28 protein-coding genes and 1 riboswitch are annotated in these 25,100 nt (G+C 40.9%); of the genes, 8 read left to right on the top strand and 20 right to left on the bottom strand.

Annotated features, from left to right (window positions below):
• Window positions 1-188 precede the first annotated feature (188 nt).
• Entirely contained in the window at window positions 189-1,094 is a 906-nt protein-coding gene (locus ADH31_RS00385; protein ID WP_049508195.1) for an alpha/beta fold hydrolase, read from the top strand.
• 119 nt (window positions 1,095-1,213) lie between these two features.
• Here the strand turns inward: ADH31_RS00385 and pheT are convergent, their stop codons facing one another.
• From pheT to ADH31_RS00355, 6 genes are all read right to left on the bottom strand, one after another.
• Window positions 1,214-3,619 carry a phenylalanine--tRNA ligase subunit beta gene (gene pheT, locus ADH31_RS00380; RefSeq protein WP_049508193.1) on the bottom strand — a complete coding sequence of 802 codons (2,406 nt, stop codon included), beginning with the start codon at window positions 3,617-3,619 and terminating at the stop codon, window positions 1,214-1,216.
• Window positions 3,620-3,695: 76 nt separating this feature from the next.
• Complete coding sequence (locus tag ADH31_RS00375) at window positions 3,696-4,205, bottom strand: GNAT family N-acetyltransferase (RefSeq protein WP_049508192.1); 510 nt, start codon at window positions 4,203-4,205, stop codon at window positions 3,696-3,698.
• Window positions 4,205-5,251: a phenylalanine--tRNA ligase subunit alpha gene (gene pheS / locus ADH31_RS00370; RefSeq protein ID WP_049508191.1), complete on the bottom strand. Its 1,047-nt coding sequence runs from the start codon at window positions 5,249-5,251 to the stop codon at window positions 4,205-4,207. Before pheS ends, ADH31_RS00375 begins: the two co-directional genes overlap by 1 nt.
• Before the next feature lie 276 nt (window positions 5,252-5,527).
• Window positions 5,528-6,244 (bottom strand): LD-carboxypeptidase LdcB/DacB, encoded by a 717-nt coding sequence (gene ldcB, locus ADH31_RS00365; protein ID WP_049508189.1) that lies wholly within the window; start codon window positions 6,242-6,244, stop codon window positions 5,528-5,530.
• Between the two features lie 11 nt (window positions 6,245-6,255).
• Complete coding sequence (locus tag ADH31_RS00360; protein ID WP_049508187.1) at window positions 6,256-6,717, bottom strand: HIT family protein; 462 nt, start codon at window positions 6,715-6,717, stop codon at window positions 6,256-6,258.
• A 1-nt stretch (window position 6,718) separates the two neighbouring features.
• A complete protein-coding gene (locus ADH31_RS00355) occupies window positions 6,719-7,756 on the bottom strand; it encodes a M42 family metallopeptidase (protein ID WP_049508185.1) in 1,038 nt (345 codons plus the stop codon).
• A 134-nt stretch (window positions 7,757-7,890) separates the two neighbouring features.
• Here ADH31_RS00355 and ADH31_RS00350 point away from each other — a divergent pair, with 134 nt between their 5' ends.
• Entirely contained in the window at window positions 7,891-8,427 is a 537-nt protein-coding gene (locus tag ADH31_RS00350) for a DUF1307 domain-containing protein (protein WP_049502908.1), read from the top strand.
• A 47-nt stretch (window positions 8,428-8,474) separates the two neighbouring features.
• Here ADH31_RS00350 and brnQ read toward each other — a convergent pair whose 3' ends face one another.
• From brnQ to ADH31_RS10015, 6 genes are all read right to left on the bottom strand, one after another.
• On the bottom strand, window positions 8,475-9,800 hold the full coding sequence (gene brnQ / locus ADH31_RS00345; protein ID WP_049508183.1) for a branched-chain amino acid transport system II carrier protein: 1,326 nt from the start codon (window positions 9,798-9,800) through the stop codon (window positions 8,475-8,477).
• A 166-nt stretch (window positions 9,801-9,966) separates the two neighbouring features.
• Window positions 9,967-10,248: a rhodanese-like domain-containing protein gene (locus ADH31_RS00340; RefSeq protein ID WP_049508181.1), complete on the bottom strand. Its 282-nt coding sequence runs from the start codon at window positions 10,246-10,248 to the stop codon at window positions 9,967-9,969.
• Window positions 10,245-10,835, bottom strand: coding sequence for a uracil-DNA glycosylase family protein (locus tag ADH31_RS00335; protein WP_049508179.1), 591 nt, complete (start codon window positions 10,833-10,835; stop codon window positions 10,245-10,247). The genes ADH31_RS00340 and ADH31_RS00335 overlap by 4 nt, the downstream gene beginning before the upstream one ends.
• A 52-nt stretch (window positions 10,836-10,887) precedes the next feature.
• Entirely contained in the window at window positions 10,888-12,288 is a 1,401-nt protein-coding gene (gene pepV, locus ADH31_RS00330) for a dipeptidase PepV (RefSeq protein ID WP_049508178.1), read from the bottom strand.
• Between the two features lie 9 nt (window positions 12,289-12,297).
• Window positions 12,298-12,903 (bottom strand): nitroreductase family protein, encoded by a 606-nt coding sequence (locus ADH31_RS00325; RefSeq protein WP_049502903.1) that lies wholly within the window; start codon window positions 12,901-12,903, stop codon window positions 12,298-12,300.
• Window positions 12,890-13,060 carry a hypothetical protein gene (locus ADH31_RS10015; RefSeq protein WP_160312891.1) on the bottom strand — a complete coding sequence of 57 codons (171 nt, stop codon included), beginning with the start codon at window positions 13,058-13,060 and terminating at the stop codon, window positions 12,890-12,892. Before ADH31_RS10015 ends, ADH31_RS00325 begins: the two co-directional genes overlap by 14 nt.
• 69 nt (window positions 13,061-13,129) lie before the next feature.
• On the opposite strand from ADH31_RS10015, the gene ADH31_RS00315 reads away from it, so the two are divergent.
• Window positions 13,130-13,939, top strand: a complete 810-nt coding sequence (locus ADH31_RS00315) for an amino acid ABC transporter substrate-binding protein (RefSeq protein ID WP_049508174.1) — start codon at window positions 13,130-13,132, stop codon at window positions 13,937-13,939.
• A 63-nt stretch (window positions 13,940-14,002) separates the two neighbouring features.
• On the opposite strand, the gene ADH31_RS00310 is transcribed toward ADH31_RS00315, so the two are convergent.
• On the bottom strand, window positions 14,003-14,836 hold the full coding sequence (locus tag ADH31_RS00310; protein ID WP_049508172.1) for a metallophosphoesterase family protein: 834 nt from the start codon (window positions 14,834-14,836) through the stop codon (window positions 14,003-14,005).
• A gap of 208 nt (window positions 14,837-15,044) precedes the next feature.
• Here ADH31_RS00310 and ADH31_RS00305 point away from each other — a divergent pair, with 208 nt between their 5' ends.
• The 4 genes from ADH31_RS00305 to ADH31_RS00290 are packed head-to-tail and all read left to right on the top strand — an operon-like array spanning window position 15,045 to window position 16,700.
• Window positions 15,045-15,239 carry a helix-turn-helix transcriptional regulator gene (locus tag ADH31_RS00305; RefSeq protein WP_006152985.1) on the top strand — a complete coding sequence of 65 codons (195 nt, stop codon included), beginning with the start codon at window positions 15,045-15,047 and terminating at the stop codon, window positions 15,237-15,239.
• Between the two features lie 14 nt (window positions 15,240-15,253).
• Window positions 15,254-15,796 carry a DUF3278 domain-containing protein gene (locus tag ADH31_RS00300; protein ID WP_049508171.1) on the top strand — a complete coding sequence of 181 codons (543 nt, stop codon included), beginning with the start codon at window positions 15,254-15,256 and terminating at the stop codon, window positions 15,794-15,796.
• A 10-nt stretch (window positions 15,797-15,806) separates the two neighbouring features.
• A complete protein-coding gene (locus ADH31_RS00295; RefSeq protein ID WP_049508169.1) occupies window positions 15,807-16,148 on the top strand; it encodes a hypothetical protein in 342 nt (113 codons plus the stop codon).
• A 12-nt stretch (window positions 16,149-16,160) separates the two neighbouring features.
• Window positions 16,161-16,700 carry a DUF3278 domain-containing protein gene (locus ADH31_RS00290; RefSeq protein ID WP_049508167.1) on the top strand — a complete coding sequence of 180 codons (540 nt, stop codon included), beginning with the start codon at window positions 16,161-16,163 and terminating at the stop codon, window positions 16,698-16,700.
• 74 nt (window positions 16,701-16,774) lie between these two features.
• Here ADH31_RS00290 and ADH31_RS00285 read toward each other — a convergent pair whose 3' ends face one another.
• From ADH31_RS00285 to zapA, 7 genes are all read right to left on the bottom strand, one after another.
• The gene (locus ADH31_RS00285) at window positions 16,775-17,671 is read right to left on the bottom strand and encodes a TDT family transporter (RefSeq protein ID WP_049508164.1); all 897 of its coding nucleotides are present in this window, start codon (window positions 17,669-17,671) and stop codon (window positions 16,775-16,777) included.
• 107 nt (window positions 17,672-17,778) lie between these two features.
• The gene (locus tag ADH31_RS00280; protein ID WP_049508162.1) at window positions 17,779-18,843 is read right to left on the bottom strand and encodes an acyl-CoA dehydrogenase family protein; all 1,065 of its coding nucleotides are present in this window, start codon (window positions 18,841-18,843) and stop codon (window positions 17,779-17,781) included.
• A gap of 14 nt (window positions 18,844-18,857) precedes the next feature.
• Window positions 18,858-19,406 carry a carboxymuconolactone decarboxylase family protein gene (locus ADH31_RS00275; protein WP_045763587.1) on the bottom strand — a complete coding sequence of 183 codons (549 nt, stop codon included), beginning with the start codon at window positions 19,404-19,406 and terminating at the stop codon, window positions 18,858-18,860.
• A gap of 221 nt (window positions 19,407-19,627) precedes the next feature.
• Window positions 19,628-20,950, bottom strand: a complete 1,323-nt coding sequence (locus ADH31_RS00270; protein WP_049508159.1) for an alanine/glycine:cation symporter family protein — start codon at window positions 20,948-20,950, stop codon at window positions 19,628-19,630.
• 90 nt (window positions 20,951-21,040) lie between these two features.
• A riboswitch (glycine riboswitch) is annotated at window positions 21,041-21,129 on the bottom strand.
• 146 nt (window positions 21,130-21,275) lie between these two features.
• Window positions 21,276-23,612, bottom strand: coding sequence for an endonuclease MutS2 (locus tag ADH31_RS00265; protein WP_049508157.1), 2,337 nt, complete (start codon window positions 23,610-23,612; stop codon window positions 21,276-21,278).
• Between the two features lie 111 nt (window positions 23,613-23,723).
• The gene (locus tag ADH31_RS00260) at window positions 23,724-24,272 is read right to left on the bottom strand and encodes a CvpA family protein (RefSeq protein WP_049508155.1); all 549 of its coding nucleotides are present in this window, start codon (window positions 24,270-24,272) and stop codon (window positions 23,724-23,726) included.
• On the bottom strand, window positions 24,269-24,571 hold the full coding sequence (gene zapA / locus ADH31_RS00255) for a cell division protein ZapA (RefSeq protein WP_049503020.1): 303 nt from the start codon (window positions 24,569-24,571) through the stop codon (window positions 24,269-24,271). The genes ADH31_RS00260 and zapA overlap by 4 nt, the downstream gene beginning before the upstream one ends.
• A gap of 86 nt (window positions 24,572-24,657) precedes the next feature.
• Here zapA and ADH31_RS00250 point away from each other — a divergent pair.
• Window positions 24,658-25,100: DUF3378 domain-containing protein (locus ADH31_RS00250; RefSeq protein WP_049508152.1), on the top strand; the 443-nt coding region annotated here is incomplete at its 3' end.

Below are 25,100 nucleotides of genomic sequence, written 5' to 3'. Positions count from 1 at the left end.
AGTCCTCCAGATTTTAAGTGATAAATTTATTATACTCATTTCTTGATAAATCCGTTGGCTATGTCCTCAAATGTTCATTTTCAGTCCTGAATTGTTACTACTAATCTTCATCATTCTGCCTAGCTTATCGTGCTATTTTATGGTATATTTTTGATAGACTATAGATTATCATAAGCAAGGAATCTGATATGAAAAAAAGACTTAAACTCGAACCAAACAACAATAACTTAATCATTTGGGAAGCTGAACAACCAAAAGCCATTCTTCAGATTGTACATGGCATGGTAGAATACGTAGAACGATATGAAGAATTTGCTCTAGCCATGAATAAAGAAGGCTTTACGGTTATCGGCCATGATCATCTCGGCCACGGTTATACTGCTCAAAATCCAAGTCAACTCGGAGTCTTTCCTGAATCTCCCGAGGAACTCATCGATGATATTGAAAGAGTGACCTCTTTTATTCAAGAAAGCTATCCAGAACTTCCAATCGTCCTTCTAGGGCATTCTATGGGTTCTCTTATGTGTCGCTATTATGTAGCTAAGCGAAAACCACCTATCAATGCCTTAATTATCATGGCGACTGGTCAACAGCCTCAATTTCTGACTCGATTCGCTCTCATACTAACAGAATGCATCCGACTTATAAAAGGGAATAAACACCGTAGTAAACTCTTGACTTATCTATCAACTGATAGCTTTAATCGAACTATTAAAAATCCTAAAACATCTGTCGATTGGCTCTCAAAAAATGAAGAATCCAACCAAGCTTATCTGAAGAATCCATTCTGTCAATTTATTCCTACTATTCCTATGTACAGATCCATTTTTTACTTCTCTAACCAAGTAGCGAGTAAACAAGTGATCGATGAGATTCCAACCCAACTCCCAATTCTCGTGATTTCGGGACAAGAAGATCCTCTAGGCGAAAATGGCAAAGGTATAGAGAGATTTGTAAAACTCCTAAAGGCTTCACATTCGAAAGTAAGCCTTCGATTAGTTGAAGAGGCTCGTCACGAAATTCTAAACGAGAATAATCGAAACGATACCTATCACTTCATAGCTGATTGGATGACAAAAAATACCGATGTCTGATCATCTTGTAACAGTATTAAAAAGGAGTTGTTTCCCCGTCAATTTGATTCAATCATCAGGCTAAAGCTTGATGATTTTTTCTACTAAAAAATCCATCCCTAGGGATGGATTGAAGGTTTTTAACGCACTTCTGCATTCACTTTTTCTTCGAGTGATGCTTGGATTTTTTCCATGTAGCGTGCGACTTCTTCGTCAGTCAAGCTATCTTCTGGATTTTGGAAGGTCAAGCTATAAGCCATTGACTTCATTCCTAGTCCTAATTTTTCGCCTGAGAAAACGTCAAAGAGTTTGATATCTGTCAATCGTTTCACGCCTGCAGCCTGGATAGCATCTACAACTTCTTGGTGAGTGACTTCTGCCTTGAGGAGAAGGGCGATATCACGGCTCACCGCTGGGAATTTGGTGATTTCCACAAATGGAGCGGCTGGTTGAAGAGCTGTCTCAATAGCTGAAAGGTTGAGCTCTGCTACATAAGTTTCTGGAATATCGTAAGCCTTGGCTGTAACAGGATGTACTTGACCGAGGAACCCAAGGACTTGGTCATCGAGTGAGAGCAAGGCTGTACGTCCTGGGTGAAGACTAGCAATTTCAGAAGTTGCTGTATAAGTCACTTCAAGACCCAAGCGAGCAAAGAGAGCTTCCAAAATTCCCTTAGCATAGAAGAAGTCAACAGGAACTGCTGCTGTTTGGAAGTCTTTTTCAGCGACTAAGCCAGTCAAGGCAAAGGCAAAGCTGTTAATTTCATTTGGCAATTCTTCTTTTGGATTACCAGTTTGCTCGAAAACTTTTCCAATCTCATAAAGAGCCAAGTTTTTATTCTTACGTGCTACGTTGTAGGCAACTGTATCCAAAATACCTGAAACCATATTTTGACGGAGAACTGAACGATCCACAGTCATTGGCCACATGAGCTCTGTTAAATTGCTTGGCTGAATCGTAAACTCAACCGCTTTTTCAGGAGTTGTAAGAGCATAAGTGATGATTTCTGTCAATCCAGCACCTTCAGCAATGGTACGAACTTGACGACGGAGTTTTTGTGTCGCAGTCAATTCACCTGCTGTCCCATCGTCTTTTGGAAGACTGGTTGGCAAGCGATCATATCCATAGATACGAGCGATTTCTTCAAAGAGGTCAGCCTCGATAGTGATATCCCAACGACGACGTGGTACGCTTACTGTGAAGCTATCTGCATTTCCAGAAAGGCCAAATCCAAGGCGACGGAAGACATCTTCGACATCGGCATAAGTAAGATCAGTACCAAGGACACGGTTGACGTCAGCAAGTGTAGAAGAAACTTTCACATCAGAAGTGTCAAGCTGACCTGCTGAAACAATGCCCTTACGTACTGTTGCACCTGCAAGCTCTGCAATCATGCTGGCTGCTGCATCAAGGGCTTCATTGACAGTTGCCACATTGATGCCTTTTTCAAAGCGAGAAGAAGATTCAGAACGAAGGTTGAGACGACCGCTGGTCTTACGGATAGATTTGCCATTGAAAACAGCTGCTTCAAGGACTACACGAGTAGACTTTTCAGAGATTTCTGTAGCTTGCCCCCCCATGACACCTGCAAGGGCTACTGGTTTGTCAGCAACAGTAATTACGAGGTCATTTGTTTCTAACTCACGCTCTTCACCGTCCAAGGTTACTAATTTTTCACCTTCACGCGCTTCACGCACACGAATGTCGTTTCCTTCAAAGGTATCCAAGTCAAAGGCATGCATAGGTTGGCCAAAGTAAAGCAAGATATAGTTGGTCACGTCCACCACGTTATTGATTGGACGGATACCTTCGTTCATAAGAAGATTTTGCAACCATTGTGGACTTGGCGCGATGGTCACATTATCCAAGATACGAGCCGCATAGTAAGGAGCCTTATCTGTGTCAATGCTGACAGAAAGAGCATCCGCTGCAGCTTGGTCTGTTTCTGTTAAACTGAATTCCTTAAAGTTGACTGCCTTGTCATAGATAGCTGCTACTTCGTGCGCTACCCCACGCATAGAAAGAGCGTCTGCACGGTTAGGTGTGATGGAAAGTTCAATAATTTCATCATCCAAGTCTAAATAAGAGAAGACTTCATCCCCAGGAACAGCATCTTGAGGCAAGATTTGGATCCCATCTGCGAATTCCTTAGGTACAACGGAGTCAGAAATCCCTAATTCACCAAGTGAGCAGATCATTCCGAGAGATTCTAAACCACGGATTTTCCCTTTTTTGATTTTGTAATTGTCAGCGATACGAGCTCCCGGAAGTGCCACCATAACCTTGATGCCTGCACGCACATTTGGTGCTCCACAGACGATTTGACGGGCTTCTTCTTCGCCAACGTTAACCTGACAGACATGAAGGTGAGTTTCTGGCACATCTTCGCAAGACAAGACCTCACCGACAACAATTTTTGAGAGACCAGCAGCTGGTGATTCGACACCTTCGACCTCAATCCCTGTAGTTGACATTTTTTCAGCCAACTCTTGTGAGGACACATCAATGTCCACCAATTCTTTTAACCATTTGTATGATACTAACATAATTTAGTTTCCCAGAATGACAGTTGCCACTCTAGTTTTTTTCCTTTCCTATCATTTCATAAGAAGAATCATCTTCTTACCTTAATTTCTTTTTCAGTAACCAATCCGTATCTACCTTCTGCCCAACCATAAAACGATGTTGGCTAAATTTTTCAAAACCATATCGATTATAAAATGCTTGAGCTTTTGTATTATGCTCCCAAACACCTAGCCAAGCCCAGGAAAAACCATTGTTTTCGGCAAGCTCCAAAGCGAATTCAAATAGTTGCTTACCAAGTCCAAATCCTTGATATGCTTGTAGCACATAGAGGCGTTGAATTTCAAAAGCGTTCTCTAATTCTTTCTCAGTTTGAGCATTTCCCCAGTTGACTTTGAGAAAACCAGCTATCTCCTCTTCATGCATAATGAAATAGGTCGCTGATTCAGGATTTTCCAACTCAGCTGACAAAACTCTCAGACTATAGGCCTCTTCAAAGTATTCCTGTAACTGCTCTTCAGTATTATCATGAGCAAATGTTTCACGAAAGGTTTGTTTGGCAATCTGGGACAACACCCCAACATCTGTCTTTTCTACTTTTCTAATCATTATTTAAACTGTTCTGAGAAGCGGACATCGCCTTGGTAGAATCCACGGATATCGTTAATTCCGTAACGAAGCATAGCTACACGCTCTTGACCAAGACCAAAGGCAAAACCAGAGTAGACAGTCGCATCGATACCACTCATCTCAAGGACACGCGGGTGAACCATTCCGGCACCCATAATCTCGATCCAACCTGTTTTCTTACATACATTACAGCCGTCTCCGCCGCACTTGAAGCATGAAACATCAACCTCAACAGATGGCTCTGTGAATGGGAAGTATGATGGACGCAAACGGATTTGACGCTCTTCACCAAACATTTTTTGCACAATCAATTGAAGCGTTCCTTGAAGATCAGCCATAGAAATGTTTTTCCCTACAACCAAACCTTCGATTTGGTGGAATTGGTGACTGTGGGTTGCATCGTCTGTATCACGACGGAATACACGTCCTGGTGAGATCATCTTCAAAGGACCTTTAGAAAAGTCATGGGCATCCATCGCACGCGCTTGAACTGGAGACGTGTGGGTACGGAGCAAGATTTCTTCTGTGATATAGAAAGTGTCCTGCATATCACGGGCTGGGTGGTCTTTTGGAAGGTTCATACGTTCAAAGTTGTAGTAATCTTGCTCCACTTCAAATCCATCCACAACTTGGTAACCCATACCGATGAAAATATCTTCAATTTCTTCACTAGTTTGTGTGAGAACGTGACGGTGACCAGTCGCAACTGGACGACCTGGAAGAGTAACATCGATGCTTTCACTTGCTAGTTGAGCTTCCACTTTCTTTTCTTCCAAGAGCTTAGCTGTTTCTTCAAAGGCAGCTGTTAGGACATCACGAGCCTCATTGACGTGTTTTCCGATAACAGGGCGCATTTCAGCTGATACATCCTTCATCCCTTTGAGGATTTCAGTTAGTGACCCTTTTTTACCAAGGACAGAGACTCGCAAATCTTGCATCTCTTTTTCATTTTCAGCAGTAATCTGCTTCAAGCTAGCTAGCGTTTCTTCACGAAGCGCTTTTAATTGTTCTTCAATAGTTGACATAATTCCTCCATCAGTCCCTCGTAGATAAAAAGAAAACCACATGCCAAAAACTCCACTCGGAGCGTCGACACGCGGTACCATCCGTTTTCATCTGACAAGTCAGACCTTTATTTCTGAATCCATAGGCAAGTGAATTCACCCAGCTTTCATATAGAGAGCTTTCAGTCACGGCTCTCCTCCCTGATATACTTCCCCTGAGATACTAGTCTTGCAGATTCCTATTTAATTATTATTCATTTTATCAAATTTTAAGTAATCTTGCAAGATCTTTTGCGACTAATCAACATAGTCTCCACCTTCAAAGCCATAATACTCTTCCAGACTGAGGCCACTTGCAGCGATTTCTTTGGCTTCTTTGCCGACGTAGCGAAGGTGCCATTCCTCGGCCATATAACCAGTTTCTTTTTCCTTACCTTTGAGATAACGGACGACAAAGCCATAGTCAGCCGCATGGTCCAAAAGCCATTGGGCAGCCTTTTCTTCTGTCACTAAGTTTCCATTTGTTCCTATTAGGTCAAAGGCAAGCCCAGTTTGGTGTTCACTATAGCCAGGTCTTGCAGAATAGCGGTCAGCCTCAGCCTTGCCATCTTGGTTGACATAATCCTGATACAGTTTAACCTGAGTTTCATAACTTCTAAATCCACTATAGTGGTCGCTAATCGGGAAACCTGCTTGCTGCATAGCTGCAATGAGTTTTAACAGTTCTGCCTTTGCGGTAGGATTTTCTCCAGGATTGTATTCTTTTGACATAGGATAATGCTTATTAGCTACAACAATCTCATCGTACTTGCCTTGAATGCTGTAGTGGTCTCCTTTGTTAACCACTTCTGCTTTCTTTTGACTAGCTTCCCGAGACTTACTTCCCGCGGTTCCTTCTTGTACAGTTGATTGCTCTGCAGAAGACTTGGCCTCTGTAGTTGCTGATTTTTCTTGTGAACAAGCTGCCAAGGTCAAGGCTAATAATCCTGATAAGATAAGGTATCTTTTTTTCATCTGTTATCCTTTCATTTAATCATCTGGTTTAAAGTCTCAGATAATCTTGCAATCAAGTCTTCTAATTTACTTCCCTTAACCTGATATTCTTCAGCAATCATTTCTTCCCATGGAACCCACCAGACTGGACCACGACCATTAAGACCGTGTCCCTTCATATCACCAGCTCGTCTAGGAAAAATATGCCAGTGGACATGAGCGTCTCCATTTCCCAACAACTCTACATTCATCTTTTCAGCAGAAAAAGCCTTAGAGACAGCTTCCTGCACCAGACTCATTTCCTCTAAAAATTGAAGTTTGACACTTGGATCTAGATGATGTAGTTCTGGGACATGTTCCTTGGCTAAGAATAGAGTGTAACCTTCAAAATACTGGTGATCTCCGATGACAACATATCCTGTTTCTAACTCCTTGACAAAGTAGGGATTGTCACCAGACTTGATGAGTTCAATTCGATCACAAATCAAGCACATCTCAGTCCACCAACTCACTCTTGAGATAGGCATCAACCATATGCTCGGTAGCCACTACAGAATCAATATGAGTACGCTCATAAGAATGACTTGACTCAATTCCTGCCCCTAGAAGAGCGTGCTTAACCTCTGCTCCAGCTGACATCGCTGCGGAAGCATCAGAACCATAAAATGGATAGATGTCTAATTTAAACGGAATGTCTTGCTCTTTTGCGAGAGCTACCAAGTGTTGACGGAATTCATAGTGGTAAGGACCAGAAGCATCTTTAACACAGATAGATACTGTGTACTCGTCTGTCTGCTGATCATCTCCCATTGCTCCCATATCCACAGCTAGATATTCGACAACTTGACTAGGGATACTTGAGTTAGCACCATGCCCAACTTCCTCAAATACTGAAAAGGCAAAATGCGTAGTGACAGGAAGTTCAATCCCTTCTTCTTTGTAAACTTTGAGGAGATTAAGGAGAATAGCTGCGCTGACCTTGTCATCCAAATGACGAGACTTGATAAAGCCTGTCTCAGTTACGACAGTTCGTGGGTCAAAGCTGATAAAGTCACCAACCTCGATACCGAGTGAGCGCGTTTCTTTTTCATTGGTTACTTTTTCATCCAAACGAACTTCCATATTGTCCTGTGTGCGTTCAGCAGTTCCAGCATCTTTGTAAACGTGACAAGAAGTTTGGTGGATCAAAATCGTACCTGAAACAGTTTTCCCTGTGCTAGCTACATGGACCGTGCAGTTTTCGCCTTCAATCATATTCCAAGGGTAACCACCAATACGGTCCATCTTGAGACGGCCGTCTGGTTTAACAGCGCGAACGATAGCTCCCAAGGTATCCACATGGGCAGTTACATAGCGTTGCTGCTCGTCATTTTTACCTTTAATGGTAACATTAACTCCACCCTTAGCTGTGCGGACTGGTTGGTAACCTAGTTTTTCAAGCGTCTCAACTAGATAATTCGTAATTTCACGCGTAAAACCTGTTGGTGACGCAATAGCAGTTAGTTCTTTGATATATTCTACAGTTTGATTCATTTTTTCACCTCTTGTTACCATTATATCACTTTTCCCATCGTAGTATGTGCAAAAAAGAAAAACTTAAAATACTTTGATTTTAAAATTAATCTATGGTAAAATTAAATAAAGCGTTATGATGAAAGGAATACAAAATGAACAAATATTTCAAAACGACACTTTTCTTAGCCTTGCCTTTGGTATTCTTGTTGGGATGTTCAAAACAATCTTCAACCACTTCTTCTAGCTCTTCTACACCAGAAACGACTGAGGTAAAAACTTCTGAATCTAGTACTACTGAAAAGAAATCAGAATTAAAAACTGCTACCTTTGTGAACGATTCTCAGCCTGGTGTCGTATCAACCTTAACATATACGGTTGACGGTGATAATGTTGTCAAACAAACTGCTCATAATGTAGCTGACCCTGAAGTCCTCAATAATACTGCAGATGCTGTAAAAAGTATTCTTGAAGAAACCTACAAAGGCTATAAGGGACTCAAAGGGGTAACCTTCTCAATCGAAGTTAAAGATGGTAAAGTCGTTCAAGATCTTGAAATCGATCTTTCAGTTGCAAGTATTGACGAACTTAGAAAAGCTTTACCAGAAGAATACTCAGGCGTTGGAAAAAACGTAAGTTTTAAAGCCTCTAAAAAAATGTTAACAGACCTTGGTTATACAGAAAAAAACTAAGCAACTAAGACTAAATAGAAAAAACTTGGCATCGGCCAAGTTTTTTTCTATTCCATTTCAAAAGCTTCACTTTCTTGTTTATTTGGAAGAACAAGAGAAAGTAGAATACCGATAATAGCTGGTACCAACCATGGCAGAGAAGCCTCCGCAAATGGTAGAGCGTTCACGATATTTGCAAGGACCTCAACTTTAAAAGTAGATCCTAAAACACTTGCAATAGCAATGGATGTGACAATACCAACAGTTAATTGCATTCCTGGTTTAGAAAGAGCAACAAACTTGTTCACAATCACAATCATGACAATGGCAATCGTAATCGGGTACAAAATAACGAGAACTGGTACAGAGTACTTAATAATAGCACCCAAACCAAGATTTGCAATGGCAAAACCAATCAAGGTAAAGACAGTCGCATAAACCTTGTAGCTGATTTGTGGGAAACGTCCGTTAAAGAACTCGGCAGTTGATACAATCAACCCTACAGTCGTTGTAAAGCAAGTAACGGTTACCATAGCCGCAAGGAAAAGCTGAGCAGTAGAACCAAAGATTTCTTGAGTCGCTTGAGACAAGATATAAACTCCCGGAGTTCCACTCTTCATTGCTTCTTCTGTTACTGGGAAATGATTGCCCAAGAAACCTAGACCGATGTAGAGAGCACTAAATCCGAGTGCTACAACGATTCCAACAACCCAAATGGTTGAAATATACTCTTTCTTACTTGAAAAACCAAGTTGTTTCAAGGTTTGTACTGCAATAACACTGAAGGCAACCGATGCAAGCGCATCAAGTGTATTGTATCCTTCAAGGAAACCTGCACCAAAGGCTGAAGCTTGATAAGCTCCTGAGGCTGCTTGTGGTGCATTCCCACCATACTTGAAAGCTCCAAGGATAACCAGAATAACAATTAAGATGGCAAAAACTGGAGTCAAGACTCGACCGATACGATCCAAGATTTTTGAAGGATTCAGCGAGATTAGGTAGGCAGCTACAAAGTAAAGAATGGTGAAGACAATCAAACCTAAACCTTTATTTGCTTGATCCAAGAGTGGACTAATACCGACCTCAAACGATGTTGTTGCTGTACGTGGAATGGCAAAGAATGGACCAATCGACAAGTACAAGGCTGCAAGATAAATCGTCGCAAACCATGGAGAAATTTTCTTAGAAATTTCATAGATATAGCCCTTCGGATTGAGGGTCCCAATGATCAAGGTTAGGACGGCAATCCCAACACCTGAAAATACAAATCCTGCAATGGCAGGAAGGAAGTTTTCTCCAGACTGTGCGCCCAGAGTTGGAGGGAAAATCAAGTTGCCTGCTCCAAAAAATATTCCAAACAGGAGTAATCCTGTTAAAGCACCTTTTTTAGCCATAAACTCTCCTTATTAAAAATAAAATACTTTCTTAGTATAACATGATTAAAGGCTAGAAAAGACTGTCACGGAACAATTCTAAAATGTTTTCAATTTTCCGAATTTTAATACAAAAAAATCCTTCGAGTCCTTTCTCATTTTTAAAAGGTTTCGAAGGAAATTTTTCTTATTCTAAAGCATCCATGCCACCTTGGACATTGATAACTTCGTAGCCCTGCTCTGCAAGGAATTGACAGGCGCGTGCTGAACGCATTCCTGATTTACAAATCACATAGTAAAGATTATCTTTATCTAGTTGTTCAAAAGTGTCAGTCAGTTGACTGAGAGGGAAATTATGAGCACCTTCTAAATGAAGAGCCTCAAATTCCTCTACTTCTCTCACATCCAATACAGAAAGCGACTCTTTCTGGTAAAGTTGGTAAAAATCGTTAAAAGTAATTTCGTTCATTCTTTTTCTCCTAAAATAGTTTTAATTCTTTTTTTCAAATCTGGAACCACTTCTTCCTCAAACCAAGGATTTTTTTTCATCCAAATTTGATTACGTGGTGATGGGTGTACCAGAGGGAAATAATCAGGCAAATAATCTTTAAATCGATGCACACGGTCTGTCACCTTGCCACTAACTTTCTCATGTAGATAGTAGGCTTGGGCATACTGACCAATCAAGAGTGTTAATTGAATATCTGGCAACTCCTTCAAGAGTTCTGGATGCCATTTTTCCGCAAAACCTGGACGAGGTGGCAGGTCACCCGATTTTCCATGACCTGGAAAGTAGAAATCCATAGGCATGACTGCAAAGTAACCTGAGTTATAAAACGTGTCTTCGTCCACACCCAACCATTCTCGCAAACGATTCCCACTTTTATCCTTCCAGTAAAGTCCTGCTTCTTGAGTTTTGAGACCAGGTGCCTGCCCAATGATATTGATTCGAGCAGTCTTTGGTGCTGCAAAAAGAGGTTGGATGCCTTGCTCAGTATAGCTGGCATTCTGTGGATCCTCTATAATAGCTTGTTTGATTCTTTCGATTTGAGACATCTACTCTCCTCCAAAAAGAAGTCTAAGCATAAAATCTCAGACTTCTATAGCATTATTTGATCAATTCATAGATAGCTTCAGCGTAGATGGCTGCTGCACGGAAGAGATCATCCAAGGCGATAAATTCATTGGCTTGGTGCATGGTATCGATAGAATCTGGGAACATAGCACCATAGGCTACACCACGCTCTAAGAGACGTCCGAAAGTTCCACCACCAATAACTTGTTCATGCCCTTGAAGTCCAGTTTGTTTTTCATAAACATTTAACAAGGTTTGGACAAGCGGATCTTCCATTGGTACATAGTGAGGTGTGTGACCATGTTCTGATAAGCTAACAGAAACAACTGGCAAGCTTTCAAGAACTGACTTGATTTGCTCTGGACTTGTTCCTTTTGGATAACGGAAGTTAAGGGCAATGGTATTGTCAGCACTTGTTTCATCAAAGCGGAAGACACCAGCATTCATAGAAAGAGCACCCATTTTTTCATCCACATGAGCCACTTTCAAGTTTTTGCCTTCATGGTCATTTAAAAGAATCTTACCAGCAATGTCAAGGAAGTCTTTTGCAGGTCCTTCAAAGGCAAATTGGCTGAGGAAGAGGGCAAGATAAGTCGCACCATTGACACCTGAAGCAGGCATAGCACCGTGAGCAGATTTACCGATAATCGTAACCTTGTACTTGCCGTTCTCTTCTTGAATGTCTCCTCTAAGCTTGTGCTCTGCAACAAAGGCATCTAGCTTCCCTTGCAAGTCAGCCAAGTCACCTGAAACAACTGCCGTTGCTGACTCAGGTACCATGTTTTCACGCAAGCCACCTGTAAAGCTATGAAGACGAGCTACACCTGTATTTTCACCTGCAAAGTGAAGGTATTCTGTTATATTTCCTTTTTCACCATTGATAATAGGGAATTCAGCATCTGGAGAGAAGCCAAAGTCTGGCTTCGCAAGTCCTACATGGTCAAAGTAGTAGTCCATATCTGCCCAACCTGATTCTTCATCAGTTCCGACGATAAAACGAACTTTTTTAGAAGTTGGAAGTCCCAATTCTTTGATGATTTTCAAACCATAGTAACAAGCCGTTGTAGGACCCTTGTCATCTGAAGCACCACGCGCATAGAGGCGACCATCCTTGATAGTTGGAGTATAAGGATCAGTATCCCAACCGCTACCTGCTGGCACCACGTCCATGTGGGCAAAGATTCCAAGAACTTCTTCCCCTTGACCAAACTCAAAATGTCCTGCATAGTTGTCGACATTTTTTGTTGGGTAGCCATCACGGTCTGCGATTTCAAGGAATTTCTCCAAAGCTTTTACTGGACCAGGTCCAAATGGGTGCTCCGCATCTGCCTTACTGTCATCACGTTCTGAGTTGATTTCCAAAAGGCTAAACAAGTCAGCCAAGAGGGCTTCTTTACGTTTTTCTACTTCTGCTGTAAAATCAATAACTGTCATTTTTACTTCCTATCTTTTTTCGATAATTTCATCTACTGGCAAGCGGTAACTTGGTTCCAACTTCTCGTCTGTGTATCCTACTGTGATCAAAAGTTCTGGACGGAAGCGTTCTTCGATTTCCAAGACTTCATTGACTTTTGATTTGTCAAAACCAAGGATAATGTTTGATCCAATTCCTTGGTCAGTCAAAGCAAGGACCAAGTTCATAGCTACAAGCCCAGCATTAAGAGCCAAGTAGTCACTGACTTGTTGTTCGTTGTAACGCGCAAATTCTGCTGGAAGATTTTTCATAAAGTACTGTAGTTGTTCTTCTGAGAAATTATTGGCACCACCAATTCGAGCAATCTTGCGAGCACGTTTAGCTAAGTCAGTATCTGTAAACAAGGCAATGGTTACAGGGGCAGATGCTACTTGCTCAAAGTTTGAACCGTAAGCCAATTTTGCTAGTTCAGCATTTCTCTCACGAACCACAACAAACTTCCAAGGCTGACTGTTGTGAGCACTTGGTGCCAAGGTTGCGATTTCTATAGCTGTACGAACATCCTTGGGATCAACCGGTTTATCAATAAAATGCTTTGTCGCATGACGTTTTTTATTTAACTCAAGAAATTTCATAATTGATTTCCTTTTCTATTTCTACTGCTTCCATTTTACCATATTTTGAAAGAGCTTGCAGAGATTTTTCATTCGTGAAACAAATTATCTTTCCCAAGATTCCACTTTTAGTTTCAAGCTCAATTTTGAAATTATAATATTTTTCTATCATCTCCATAAAAAATATATATTGGATATCTGATTGATTGTCTGGTAAGCTAGATACCATTAAGTAAAGGAGACTCTTATGAAAAAAATATTCTTATTATTAGCCATTAGTCCCTTGTTGGTCGCCTGTGAACAAGCCAAACAAGATAGTACTTCTACTGCCACTGCTAGTCCTAAAACCATTGTCGTAGCAACTGCTGGAGACATCCCACCTTTTGATTTTGAAAAAGATGGTAATTTGACCGGATATGATGTTGAGGTTTTAAAAGCAGTCGATGAAAAACTGGATCAATACAAGATTGAATTTCAAAAAACTGCTTGGGAAAGTATCTTCCCTGGAGTGGATGCTGGCCGTTACCAAGCTGCTGCTAACAACTTGAGCTACACCAAAGAGAGAGCCGACAAATACCTCTACTCACTCCCCATCGCTAAAAATCCTTTGGTTCTCGTGAGCAGAAAAGACAAGGCTCTTACTTCTCTTCAAGATATCGCTGGTAAAACAACCCAGGATGACACTGGAACTTCTACTGCCAAGGTTGTTACGGACTGGAATCAAAATCACTCCGACAATCCTGCTACCATCCAATATTCTGGCGAAGATGTGGCTAAGCGTCTGACTGACCTCGCCAACGGTGAATTTGATTTCCTAATCTTTGATAAAATCTCTGTTCAAAAAATTATCCAAGACCGTGGCTTAGACTTGAACCTAGTCGACTTGGAGAGCAATGATAATCCAAACAACTATATCATCTTCTCAAGTGACCAAAAAGAATTTAAAGACCAATTTGACAAGGTCCTCAAAGAACTCTACCAAGATGGAGCCCTTGAAAAACTCAGCAAAACCTATCTCGGTGGTTCTTATCTACCAGATCAGTCTCAATTACAATAAAATATATTAAAAACGATTGGCTAGTCCAATCGTTTATTTAGTATCTGGTCGTTAAAGCAACTCTTACAAAAAATCAAAATAGTTTTTGACATCCTCGACATAGCCATGCTTTTCAATTAAACTAGCTAACAAATCTCTATTATGGCCTTGATAGTTGTCCTCACGTCGTAACTCTTCATACATTTCGATAAAGGGAAGGTCTTTGGTCTTGGCTGATTCTAGCTCTGCTTCATAATCATAAGCAACCTTACGAAATTGGATATTGACCAATTCACCATTTTCAACTTCAAGTAAGGCATACTGGGCTCGGTGATTTTTCAGCCCTTCCCAGTCAAAATAAGGCATACCAATCGAACCTGGATTGATAATTTGTTGCCCTTGGCTACCATAACGCAAAAGCTGTTTATGAACATGTCCATAGACGGCTACATCAGTAGTTTCATCAAGTAGCTGGTCAAATTTATCGGTATTATTTTCAACCAGTAAATCTCTACCATAGTTTTTCTCAGGCAAATTATGAGAAAGAGAAAAGCGCAAGCCATCGACTTCTTTCTTGGCTACCATAGGTAGCTTTCTCAACCAATCAATATGCTCGGGGTTTATGCGCTCCATCAGATACTGAGTCATCCTGAGAAACTGAATTTCTTCGGGATCCTCTAAACCATATTGCCCATCTAAAGCCTCTAACACACAATCATCCCAGTTTCCTCGAACGGATACTGTAATGGGAAGGTCTTTCAAAAGATCCACCAAGTCATTTGCTCCTGGACCAGGAAGAAAAATATCTCCCAGAAGCCAATATTCAGTTGCTCCCAAATTTTCAGCGTCCTCAAGCACTCCAGCTAAGGCTGTCGTGTTGCCATGAATGTCTGATAAAATTGCAATCTTATGGTTCATTTTCTGCTCTTTCTTTATTGGATAGCATTCAGGGTATCCAAATCACTCTTATTTTTCTTCATTATAGCATAAAATCTCTAGAAGATTCTCGTATGGAAATATTATCACCAAGATTCTTTTAAAAATATGTCAAAAATAGTTGACATTATGTTCTTAAAAGAATATACTATAGTCAAATATATGTGACATTAACTAAAAAGGAGGAAGCATGAATCGTGTGAAAGAATTCCGCAAGGAACTAGGAAAGTCCCAACTCGAACTTGCCAAGGATATCGGTGTCTCTAGGCAAACTATCAACATGATTGAGAACGACAAGTACAATCCTACCCTGGAACTTTGTCTCAATCTCGCCCGCAGCCTCCAAACTGACCTCAACAGTCTCTTTTGGGAAGACGATTTTTAAAAAGGAGAAGAAAAATGAAAAAAGACCCCCTCTATGAAAAACTAATCAAACGTATCTATGGCATTTCAGGGCCACTTGATGAACACAAACGACGCGAGGCTGACCACATCGGGAATAAAGTCTTTATGATTCTCTTTTATCTCATGACTCTAGGCAATTTCATCCCCTTTGTCCTTGCTTATAAATATCCCCAAATGGTCGCTTTCGGATATCCAATCATTATTTTTCTGGTTTCCTTGGTTTGTGCTCTCTATGTCACTACTCAAACTAAAAAAACTGGTATTGCTGCTATCGATCCTGATATGTTGAGCCAGAAGGAAAAGAAACAGTTACGTAATCCTGGACTTAAAGCTGGTCTGGTTTATGGAATAGCCATGTTCTTTGGCATGCCACTTCTCAATATCCTAATGGATGATAGCAAAAGCTATCTTACCGCTCTTTTGAATACAAGAAGTATCTTGTCAACCATCGTTGCAGCCTTCTTTTTCGGATTAACAGTGCATATTGTCATCACTCTTCGTATTCAAAAAGCTAGAGAAGATCAAGACGACGATTAGGAGGAAACTTATGAAATCACTACAAACTTTAATTCTCAGTCATATTTTGATCAGTATCTTTATGACAGTTTTCCTGGTTTATGGCCAAATTACGCGTCCTTTTCTGATCATCTTCCTCTTAGCCCTTCCTGTTTTGAACAAAGGACAAAGATTTCAGAAAATCACATCAAAAAAAATACGCCTCTTAAACGCATCTCTCTGCTTTATCCTCGTATCTTTCCCACAACTGTTAACGAATTCTATGGATTGGAGATATCTCTTATTTCTAACCATCTGTATCGTTTTTAGTCTAGTCTACTTCTATACTCTCTATCAACTCTTTAAAGAAGCTAATCAAAAACAAGGTTATTAAGAGGTCACTACCATGAAAAAAGAAGACTTAACCACTCGCTTAGTTCGAAATTTCTTTCATATCCAAGGACCCTTTGATGAATGCCGTCAAGAGGTCATCTACAAGGCTTGCGCCCGTTCCATGGTCCAAATCTTTTACTCTTCCTTCTTTCTCTTCCTGTTCTATCTTTTGTTTGGGCGCTTTATAGAGATAGTTCGAACGGCTATGCCCTATCTCTACTTCTTGATGATTTTTGCCCTCAGTCTCAAGGCAAGATATTCTACTAGAGGGCTCCACTTAGAAGATGATGATCAATCTGAGATTCCACAAATCACTTACAGCAAGCGTCAAATCAAGTTAAGAAGTTGGTTAGTTGGAACTAGCATCCCAACTCTCTACTTATTTATCCTATTTTCCAAAAAAGTAATCTTTGAAAATCACTCCATTACAGATTTCTTCTTGCAATTTCTGGAACTCAAAATGATCGCTTTTTTCCTACTAGTAGGACTTGGAGTAGGATCAATCTTCGGTACTATGACTTATTATTTTTTATCCGAACATGAAGAACAGTAGGAGAAAGCTGAACTAATTGATTGTTTCTATGCTCGACAACAAATCCCTAACACTTCTCAGTGCTAGGGGCTTTTTTAGTTTCTTAAATACCGCATATATTCTACTAATACATAGACAAGGATTGTTAAACAAATGATCGTTTCGAGCCAAACAAGGAGGTTAAGGACTGGAAACTGCAGAATGCCTTGGGCCATTTTTAATGAAGTTGCTGTGATGATAGTTGGGAAGGTTAGGGCTGAAAAAGCTGGTTGAAATCCCTGTTTTAAGATCCTTGGCAAACGACTGAGGACAAAGAAAAAGAAAGTCTGTGAGGCAAGGATCATGACTAGCAAAATCCAGCCATGAAGTCCTGAACCTCCGATCCGAACGAGTGCTGCCAACAGTAGAGAAAAGGGAGCACAATAGATTCCTTCTTGCCCCAGTAAAGCCCGTGGTAATGGATTACTTTTCAAATCTTGATAAATCAGAGGATAGAGGAAAAGGGTTAAGGTAAAGCCAAAAATCCAAGCGCCATAGGCAATCTCGACTATGCCCACGACTGGGTAGGTCAAGCTTGCTACTGCTATCCCCACATAAAGAACTGTCCAACTTGGCGTTGCGCTCGTTCTTGGTTTAGTCTGCACATAATTTTTAGTGAAGTAGATGATTAAACCTACATCTAGAAGAAAGGCAAACCACCAAAGAGTTTGCGCTATGATACTCATACTCGTGGGTAAGATTCGCAGTAAGTAGGTTGATAAAATCATCCCTGCCATAGGAAAGGTCGCCATTCCCGATAATAGAGGAGCTTTCTTAAGTTCTTGCTGGCTCTCTTGCCAATCACTAAGATGACTGTATAAAAAATAAAACCATAAAATCAATCCTGACAAACTAAAGACGTGCGATAATAGCGGAACAGTATCCAATATGAGATTACCTGCTCCAGCCAATCCCAATAAGCACCCTGAAAAGGCCAAGGGGAGTTTTTTCATGTGAACCTCCAATAGTCATGTTATTATCAGTATAGCATAAAAGCGCTTAAATGAAGGATAAAAAACGAAGTTTAAAAAGATAAACCTCGTTTTTATTTTCTTTATTGTTAGTTTGTCGCTAGAATATGTCGCAATTGCACTGCACTAGGAGAAACAATTGGTAAAAAGGCACCTTCATTCCAACGACGTATGAAACCAGATGTCGATTTACTAAAATATCCTCTACCGCCACCAGCTTGTAGTTCTAACAAGAGACTTTGGGCAACAACATCAACAATATCAATTCGTAACTGGAATAGTTCGCGCGGATTTCTAACGAAATAGGACTCTTCAGATAGTCCTTGATAGAGAGAATGTCTAATATCATCTAACTGTTCGACCTGATGCTGCCATTCTTCCTTCAAGACACCTCGTTTCCCCAATTCTTTTTCGACTTCTGAGAGTGAACGTTCAGCCAAACCAAAGGCTAGGCCAAATTGGTAGCCTAAAAAGGCTGGACGATTTTGCGCTAAAAATTGATGAGCATCCTTGGATAGAATCCACTCTTCCTTTAAAGGTACCTTGTTAAAAGTCAGGGCTGCTGTATTCCCTCCTTGGAGAGAGACAAATTCCAAATCTTCGGAACGACTAAAGTTTTCTGCGTCCGATGGTACGGCTACTACATAACTTGTACTCGGATCATCTGCAAATCCTGCTACAAAAATAGTGAGGAAGCGATCCTTACGAGCATTGGTTACCCAAGGAAGTCGTCCTTTTAGGTAATAATTCCCATTTTCTTCAAGGATTCGAACATTTAGTTCCTCTAAGTCAGATAGATACTTGACCGCATTAGATAAGGCCGTAGCACCTGCATATTCTCCTGATAAGAGTTTTTCCAAGTAAACTTCTTTGAAATAAGCATTGTCAGTATGTAGAATATTGTCTATTAAAGTTCGTTGCCCCCATGAGATAAAGGAGGCTGTTAAGGAATGTTGAGCGAGTTCTGCAAGGATATCGATAACATCTTGATCACTTCCACCTAGCCCTCCAAGAACTTTTGGTACTCCTACACGAAAGGCACCTTCTGCAGCAATTTTCTCAATCAACTCTTCTCCAGCTTGACATGATTTTTTGTCAATTTCATCAGCGTGCTGGTCTAACCAACTTAAAAATTCTTCTGAAAAAAATCCCATACTTTGTCCTCCTCTTATGCATAAGGTTGTAATTCTGGATTAATCGGTGTGTTAGCTAGGTTGTTGGCATAGTTACAAAGACTTGCTAGACTGACACCGAGAACAACATCCAAGGCATTTTCTTGTGTATAGCCTGCTTCAAGAAATTCTCCAAGAGCTTCATCTCCTACGCGCCCTTTGGTATTGATAACTGCTAAGGTAAACTTAGCTAGGGTATCCAGCTTAGGATCGCTTTCGATTGGAGTACGATTGCGAAGGGCTTGAAGTAGGTCATCATTCATCTGGATTTGCTTGATAGAAAAGGCTGTGTGACCAGCGACGCAAAATGCACAACCGTTGGTTACAGCTGCCGTGATTTGTACCACTTCGCGCTCTACAGGTGTTAGACTATTACGACGGTTAATAGCTCCAACAGTGCGATAAGCCTCTAGGGCTGTAGGGGCATTGGCCAAAAGACCGATAAGATTTGGGATATAGCCATTGTTGTCCTTTTGTACCGTTTCAAGAACTTCTTTCACTTCTGCTGGCGCTGATTCTACTGTATGGATAGTAAATGTTGTCATAAGGGGACCTCTTTTCATTTTGTAATTAAATAGTTTCTGCGAAAATCTTACGAAGTCTCATCAGCCTATTGAACAAATCCTTGCCTTGATTGATGAGTCATTAGCTTTTCGTTGACAATAAGTCTAACACAGAATCTATACCTTGCATAATATATATTTTAAATTGCACTGATAAAAAATTTTTATGAAAACAAAAAAATCACACCAGATGTGTGATTAGCTTATTTATCAAAATACTTCTTCGTCTCAGCGATAACGACTGGTGATAAGGCTAAGAGTGCAATCAAGTTTGGTAGAGCCATGAGGGCATTAACAATATCCGCAATGACCCAGACCATATCCAGCTCGATAAATCCTCCCAGCAAGACCATGAGTACAAAGACCACACGATAAAGCCAGATAAAGCGAACGCCAAAGAGAAATTCAAAACAACGCTCTCCGTAATAGTTCCATCCCAAAATCGTAGTAAAGGCAAAGAGTACCAAGAAGATTGTTAGAAGAGCAGGTCCAAAGAAAGAAAATACTGTAGAAAAAGCTGACTGAGTTAGAGCAACATCATCTAAATTACCATTCCAAACCCCAGTCACCAAGATTGTCAAACCAGTCAATGTACAGATGATCAAGGTATCAATAAAGGTTCCTGTCATAGAAATCAAACCTTGCTCCACCGGTTCGTTGGTCTTAGCTGCCGCAGCCGCAATGGGAGCTGAACCCAATCCCGACTCGTTTGAGAAAACACCACGCGCCACACCATTTTGAATAGCCATCCGAACACTAGCTCCTGCAAATCCTCCCACTGCAGCTATGGGACTAAAAGCTGATGTGAGGACCAAGGCCAAAGTTGCAGGGATTTTCTCAATATTAACAAAAATAACTGTCAAGGTTCCCAAGATATAGACAATAGCCATAAAGGGAACAACTGTAGTTGAGACCTTTGAAATGGACTTGAGTCCACCAAAGACTGCTATCCCTACGAAAATAGATAAAACAAGTGCAGTAATTGTCGGATCAATACTAGCCGTATTTTGAACGGATTCTGTAATGGAATTCACTTGGGTAAAAGTACCGATTCCCAAAAGTGCAACTAGTACTCCAGCTACAGCAAAGAAGATTGCAAGAGGGCGCCATTTTTCTCCCATCCCTAGAAGAATATAGTGCATCGGTCCTCCTGCTACCGCACCATGATCATCCTTGGTCCGGTATTTAATGGCAAGTAGGCCTTCTGCATACTTGGTTGCCATTCCAAAGAAAGCAGCCACCCACATCCAAAAAAGAGCACCTGGTCCACCAACCTTGATGGCTGTTGCCACCCCGATGATATTTCCCGTACCAACAGTTGCTGCTAGGGCTGTACACAAGGCAGCAAAGCTCGAAACATCACCATGTCCTTTATCCTTGGTAAAAATAAGCTGGAAAGCCTTAGGGAGACGCAAGATTTGTAAAAGTCCTAAACGAAGAGTCAAGTAAATCCCTGTACCAACCAATAAAATCAAAAGGGGTGGGCCCCATACCAGAGCATCCAGCTCTTTTAGCAAATTTAACATACCATTCTCCTATCTATTCAACCCCAAAAGAAAGAGCACATGTTAAAAACATGTACTCTGGAATGCATCGATAAATGCCAAAAAGCGCTCTATCATTGCTCTGTCCTTTTACCTGAGAGTTTGAGCAGTTGCCTGCCTTGCCCCTTCGGTGCCTTTACGGTCTCTCCAGAGTTCCGTCCATTTACAGTCATGAAAAATCGAAGGATTTTCCACTTCTATTAAACTTCATTCGGTGTTGTATTTAATTTTTTCTTATTTTACAAGAAAAAACAGAACTTGTCAATTGTTTTCAGAAAATTTTATTCAAATTCTCATTATTTTCGCTTTATCCCTTAAAGGTTACGATCGTTGCGCCACTTCCACCTGCATTTTGTGGTGCATAACCAAAGCTCTTGACTTGCTTGTTTCTTTGCAGGTACTTAGTCACCCCTTCACGGATGACACCTGTACCGATACCATGGATGATGTCGACTTGGGCCATATTGTTGAGCAGGGCTTGGTCGATAAAAGCATCCAAGGCTTCCATAGCTTCCTCGTAGCGTTTGCCACGAAGGTCTAGTCGAGCCTGTGGGCCTTTGCCTGCTACACGTTTGACGACGTTGACTTGTTTCTTCTTGACTGGTGCTTCTTGCTGAGCCTGAACCAAGTCAAACTCTTTTTCTTCAAGCGTCATCTTAATCAAGCCAACCTGTGCTTCCCAACGACCATCCTTGAGTTGATTGGTCAAGGTACCACGTTGACCATAGCTTAAAACGATAATATCATCTCCAACTTTTGGAGCTCGTTTTTTCTTAGCCTTTTGGAGAACCTTGTTTTTAGAAAGGTCTACTTTTTCAGGGGCTAATTTTTTGAGCTTAGCTTTGGCTTCGATAATCTCGTGCGGTTTCAGTTGAGATTTACTGTGAAGATTTTTTAAAATATCGTCACTTTCAGCCAGAGCCAAGTCAACAATCTCAGCAGCTTGTTCACGCGCCTTATTGAGCTCTGTTTCCTTCTCACGATTGAGCTCGTTGTAGAGTTTTTTAAGGGCACGGTTCATCTTGAGGTTTTCTTGCTCGACTTGGCGAATATTCTCAAGGCGTTTACGACTTTCAAGTGTTTGCTCTTCCAACTGCTCAATAATTCGATTGACATCATTGTCTTGGTTAATCTGCTTGCTGGCATCGCCTACAATGACATCTGACAACCCTAGACGTTTAGCAATCTCAAAGGCATTGCTTCGACCTGGAACTCCCTGCATAAAGCGATAGGTTGGGCGCAGGCTAGCTGTATCAAATTCCATGCTAGCATTTTGAACATAAGCCGTTTCAATCCCGTAGGCCTTGAGTTCAGGATAGTGAGTAGTTGCCATGGTCTTGACCTGGCGCAAACGCAAGTCTTCTAGGATTGACATGGCAAGGGCTGCACCTTCTTGGGGATCTGTTCCTGCTCCAAGCTCATCAAGTAGCAAGAGCGAGTTTTGATTGACCTTACCAAGAATATCTACGATATTAGTCATGTGACTAGAGAAGGTTGACAGACTTTGCTCAATGGATTGTTCGTCTCCGATATCTGCGAAAATCTCCTCGAAAATCCCTACTCGACTGCCCTTATCGGCTAGAATCGGCAGACCAGACTGGGCCATCAACTGCGTCAAACCTAAGGTCTTCAGCATGATAGTCTTACCACCCGTATTAGGACCAGTGATAACGATTGCTGTTAGATCCTGACCAAAATGCACATCATTTGCGATGGCATTCTTCACCAAGGGATGACGAACGTGAAGAAGTTGAATCTCCTGTCCCTCAGATACTTGAGGTACTACTGCCTCCGTCTCTTGGATAAAGCGGACCTTAGCACGAATTAGATCCAAATGTCCAATAATCCAAGCATCATTGGCGATTTCAGCTGCATGAGGCCTTACTCTTTCAGAGAGTTCTTGGAGGATACGCATCATCTCATAGCGTTCATCTGCACGAAGACTTGCAATCTCCTCACTTAGCTTGACTACTTCACGCGGTTCGATATAGATAGTATTACCACTAGCAGAGATATCATGTACAACACCAGCAATCTTATTACGATAGGTATTTTTTACAGGAAGAACTTGGCGTCCATTTCTACTTGCGATGATGCCTTCCGTTAACATCTGGGCCTTTTGTTTTAGAAGGTCTTGCAAGACATCTCTGACTTGACTTTCACTATCATGGATTTTTCGACGGATTCGTGCCAAGTCCTCACTAGCAAAGTTCTCAATAAATCCAGCTTCGTTGATGGCTTGTAAATTCCCCTGCAAATGTGGAAAATCATGAAGTTTCTCAAACCAGTTAGCTAGATGCTCTAAACGTACATTTTCAAGATTGTCATAGAAATTCTTCAACTCACGACTGGCAAAAATGACGCGTTTGAGAAGGAGAAATTCCTCGATGTTGAGGTCAGCACCCATCTCCAAACGTTTGCTAGTTGCAACAATATCTTTTGTTCCCGAAATGCTGAAATGAGGATGTTCGACAAAGAGTTCTTGCATTTCCTTCATCTCTGCAAAAGCCTGCTTAATCTTGTCTCCTTTATCAGTCGGAGCAAGTTCTTTCAACTGCACTAGTCCTTGCTCGGTCAAAAGATGAGGTTCAAATAAAGCCTTAACCTTATTAAATTCTAATGTTTCTAGTATCTTTTTATTCATTTTCTTTTCCTTCGTAATGAGCGAACGATTTTTTTAAATTCTCACTCTTTTCAAAAAGGCTCCTAAACTATTGAAATTGTAAACAAAAGGCTAGGAATAGTTCCCGCCCTTTTATCCGATTATTTTGGTTACCCAAAGTTGTTTAATCACATGACTAGTGATGGGAACACTCTGGATGATATGTTTAGCTACAAAACTGTTTTCAAGTGAATTTTGAACAATTTGTAAAGGAACAGTCGCAAGAATGGTCAGTATCATCTGGAGGACAAATAAGGTCACAGCCATAGATAAAACACCTGCACCTATACGGAAATATTGGTCCTCTAGCTTTTTAGTCGGTAGAAGATTAAGAAAGAGACCCACCAAACGACCAATGCAATAAAATATAGTAAAGGCTAAGAGGTAACCAATCCCTGCATAAAAGACCTTGTCCAGTTGGAAAAGTTGATCGGATGGGAAAAAGAAGGTTCCCTGCCCTTCCTGTGGATTGGCATATGGAATCAACAAATCAAATTGTTTCCCTAAAGATTGATAAAAATTTCCTGCAAGAAGAGCTGAAATCACAGTTGCTACAAAATAGTAAATCTGTAAAACCAAACCTCTACGATAACCGATATAAAAGCTCCATGCAAGAACCAATAAGAGAAGGACGGAAATCATAGGGAATCCTCAATCTTGCTCTGTTCTTGTTTAGTCGCTACAACTTGATGACGGAGGGCGTCTAATTCTTGTTCCTTATCATCAAATTCAATCTCACGACTGAGTTGAGTTGACAAGCTATTAACTGCTAATAAAATAGCGATTGTCTCATCATCCGCCCCAGGCATCTGCTCTTTAATTGCTTCATATTTTTCTGTTGCGACCTTGGCAATTTCCTCCATAAAGAGGTTGTCATGCTCAGTTGTTAGGGTCAATGTTTTTTTTCCGAATGTAAACTTGTATCGATTTAAATTTGCCATAAAATTCACCTCACGATATTATACCAAATTTCACTTAGTTTGTCAGTTTTTACCAATTCTACGGCTTTTATGGTACAATAAGAATTATGGCAAGTATTACATTAACTCCGAGCGAAAAGGAAATCCAAGCCTTTGTTCAGCAATATGAACAGGCACTGACTCCTAGTAAAAATCCTTATATTCGCTACTTTTTGAAGCTTCCCCAAGCTAGTGTTTCCATCTACACTTCTGGAAAAGTCTTGCTTCAGGGAGAAATGGCTGAAAACTATGCCAGTTTTTTTGGTTATCAGGTCAGTCAAGGAACTAGCGGACAAAATTTCTCCTTGATTGGAACAGATGAGGTGGGGAATGGTTCCTACTTCGGTGGTCTGGCTGTAGTAGCATCCTTTGTGACTCCTGACCAACATGACTTCCTACGAAAACTAGGTGTAGGGGATTCTAAGACTCTGACAGACCAAAAGATTCGTCAGCTTGCCCCTCTGCTTAAGGAGAGAATCCAGCACCAAGCGCTGCTTCTTTCTCCAAGTAA

The organism is Streptococcus pseudopneumoniae (assembly GCF_001072375.1).
Taxonomy (GTDB): domain Bacteria; phylum Bacillota; class Bacilli; order Lactobacillales; family Streptococcaceae; genus Streptococcus; species Streptococcus pseudopneumoniae_L.
The sequence above is the reverse complement of the archived record's forward strand: the minus strand, read 5'-3'. Positions and strand labels throughout refer to the sequence as shown.

What these genes read in the sequence shown, in the direction of transcription:
- ADH31_RS00385 (WP_049508195.1), top strand. Translation starts at nt 189, where the DNA reads ATGAAAAAAAGACTTAAACTCGAACCAAACAACAATAACTTAATCATT.
- pheT (WP_049508193.1), bottom strand. Translation starts at nt 3,619, where the DNA reads ATGTTAGTATCATACAAATGGTTAAAAGAATTGGTGGACATTGATGTG.
- ADH31_RS00375 (WP_049508192.1), bottom strand. Translation starts at nt 4,205, where the DNA reads ATGATTAGAAAAGTAGAAAAGACAGATGTTGGGGTGTTGTCCCAGATT.
- pheS (WP_049508191.1), bottom strand. Translation starts at nt 5,251, where the DNA reads ATGTCAACTATTGAAGAACAATTAAAAGCGCTTCGTGAAGAAACGCTA.
- ldcB (WP_049508189.1), bottom strand. Translation starts at nt 6,244, where the DNA reads ATGAAAAAAAGATACCTTATCTTATCAGGATTATTAGCCTTGACCTTG.
- ADH31_RS00360 (WP_049508187.1), bottom strand. Translation starts at nt 6,717, where the DNA reads ATGTGCTTGATTTGTGATCGAATTGAACTCATCAAGTCTGGTGACAAT.
- ADH31_RS00355 (WP_049508185.1), bottom strand. Translation starts at nt 7,756, where the DNA reads ATGAATCAAACTGTAGAATATATCAAAGAACTAACTGCTATTGCGTCA.
- ADH31_RS00350 (WP_049502908.1), top strand. Translation starts at nt 7,891, where the DNA reads ATGAACAAATATTTCAAAACGACACTTTTCTTAGCCTTGCCTTTGGTA.
- brnQ (WP_049508183.1), bottom strand. Translation starts at nt 9,800, where the DNA reads ATGGCTAAAAAAGGTGCTTTAACAGGATTACTCCTGTTTGGAATATTT.
- ADH31_RS00340 (WP_049508181.1), bottom strand. Translation starts at nt 10,248, where the DNA reads ATGAACGAAATTACTTTTAACGATTTTTACCAACTTTACCAGAAAGAG.
- ADH31_RS00335 (WP_049508179.1), bottom strand. Translation starts at nt 10,835, where the DNA reads ATGTCTCAAATCGAAAGAATCAAACAAGCTATTATAGAGGATCCACAG.
- pepV (WP_049508178.1), bottom strand. Translation starts at nt 12,288, where the DNA reads ATGACAGTTATTGATTTTACAGCAGAAGTAGAAAAACGTAAAGAAGCC.
- ADH31_RS00325 (WP_049502903.1), bottom strand. Translation starts at nt 12,903, where the DNA reads ATGAAATTTCTTGAGTTAAATAAAAAACGTCATGCGACAAAGCATTTT.
- ADH31_RS10015 (WP_160312891.1), bottom strand. Translation starts at nt 13,060, where the DNA reads ATGGAGATGATAGAAAAATATTATAATTTCAAAATTGAGCTTGAAACT.
- ADH31_RS00315 (WP_049508174.1), top strand. Translation starts at nt 13,130, where the DNA reads ATGAAAAAAATATTCTTATTATTAGCCATTAGTCCCTTGTTGGTCGCC.
- ADH31_RS00310 (WP_049508172.1), bottom strand. Translation starts at nt 14,836, where the DNA reads ATGAACCATAAGATTGCAATTTTATCAGACATTCATGGCAACACGACA.
- ADH31_RS00305 (WP_006152985.1), top strand. Translation starts at nt 15,045, where the DNA reads ATGAATCGTGTGAAAGAATTCCGCAAGGAACTAGGAAAGTCCCAACTC.
- ADH31_RS00300 (WP_049508171.1), top strand. Translation starts at nt 15,254, where the DNA reads ATGAAAAAAGACCCCCTCTATGAAAAACTAATCAAACGTATCTATGGC.
- ADH31_RS00295 (WP_049508169.1), top strand. Translation starts at nt 15,807, where the DNA reads ATGAAATCACTACAAACTTTAATTCTCAGTCATATTTTGATCAGTATC.
- ADH31_RS00290 (WP_049508167.1), top strand. Translation starts at nt 16,161, where the DNA reads ATGAAAAAAGAAGACTTAACCACTCGCTTAGTTCGAAATTTCTTTCAT.
- ADH31_RS00285 (WP_049508164.1), bottom strand. Translation starts at nt 17,671, where the DNA reads ATGAAAAAACTCCCCTTGGCCTTTTCAGGGTGCTTATTGGGATTGGCT.
- ADH31_RS00280 (WP_049508162.1), bottom strand. Translation starts at nt 18,843, where the DNA reads ATGGGATTTTTTTCAGAAGAATTTTTAAGTTGGTTAGACCAGCACGCT.
- ADH31_RS00275 (WP_045763587.1), bottom strand. Translation starts at nt 19,406, where the DNA reads ATGACAACATTTACTATCCATACAGTAGAATCAGCGCCAGCAGAAGTG.
- ADH31_RS00270 (WP_049508159.1), bottom strand. Translation starts at nt 20,950, where the DNA reads ATGTTAAATTTGCTAAAAGAGCTGGATGCTCTGGTATGGGGCCCACCC.
- ADH31_RS00265 (WP_049508157.1), bottom strand. Translation starts at nt 23,612, where the DNA reads ATGAATAAAAAGATACTAGAAACATTAGAATTTAATAAGGTTAAGGCT.
- ADH31_RS00260 (WP_049508155.1), bottom strand. Translation starts at nt 24,272, where the DNA reads ATGATTTCCGTCCTTCTCTTATTGGTTCTTGCATGGAGCTTTTATATC.
- zapA (WP_049503020.1), bottom strand. Translation starts at nt 24,571, where the DNA reads ATGGCAAATTTAAATCGATACAAGTTTACATTCGGAAAAAAAACATTG.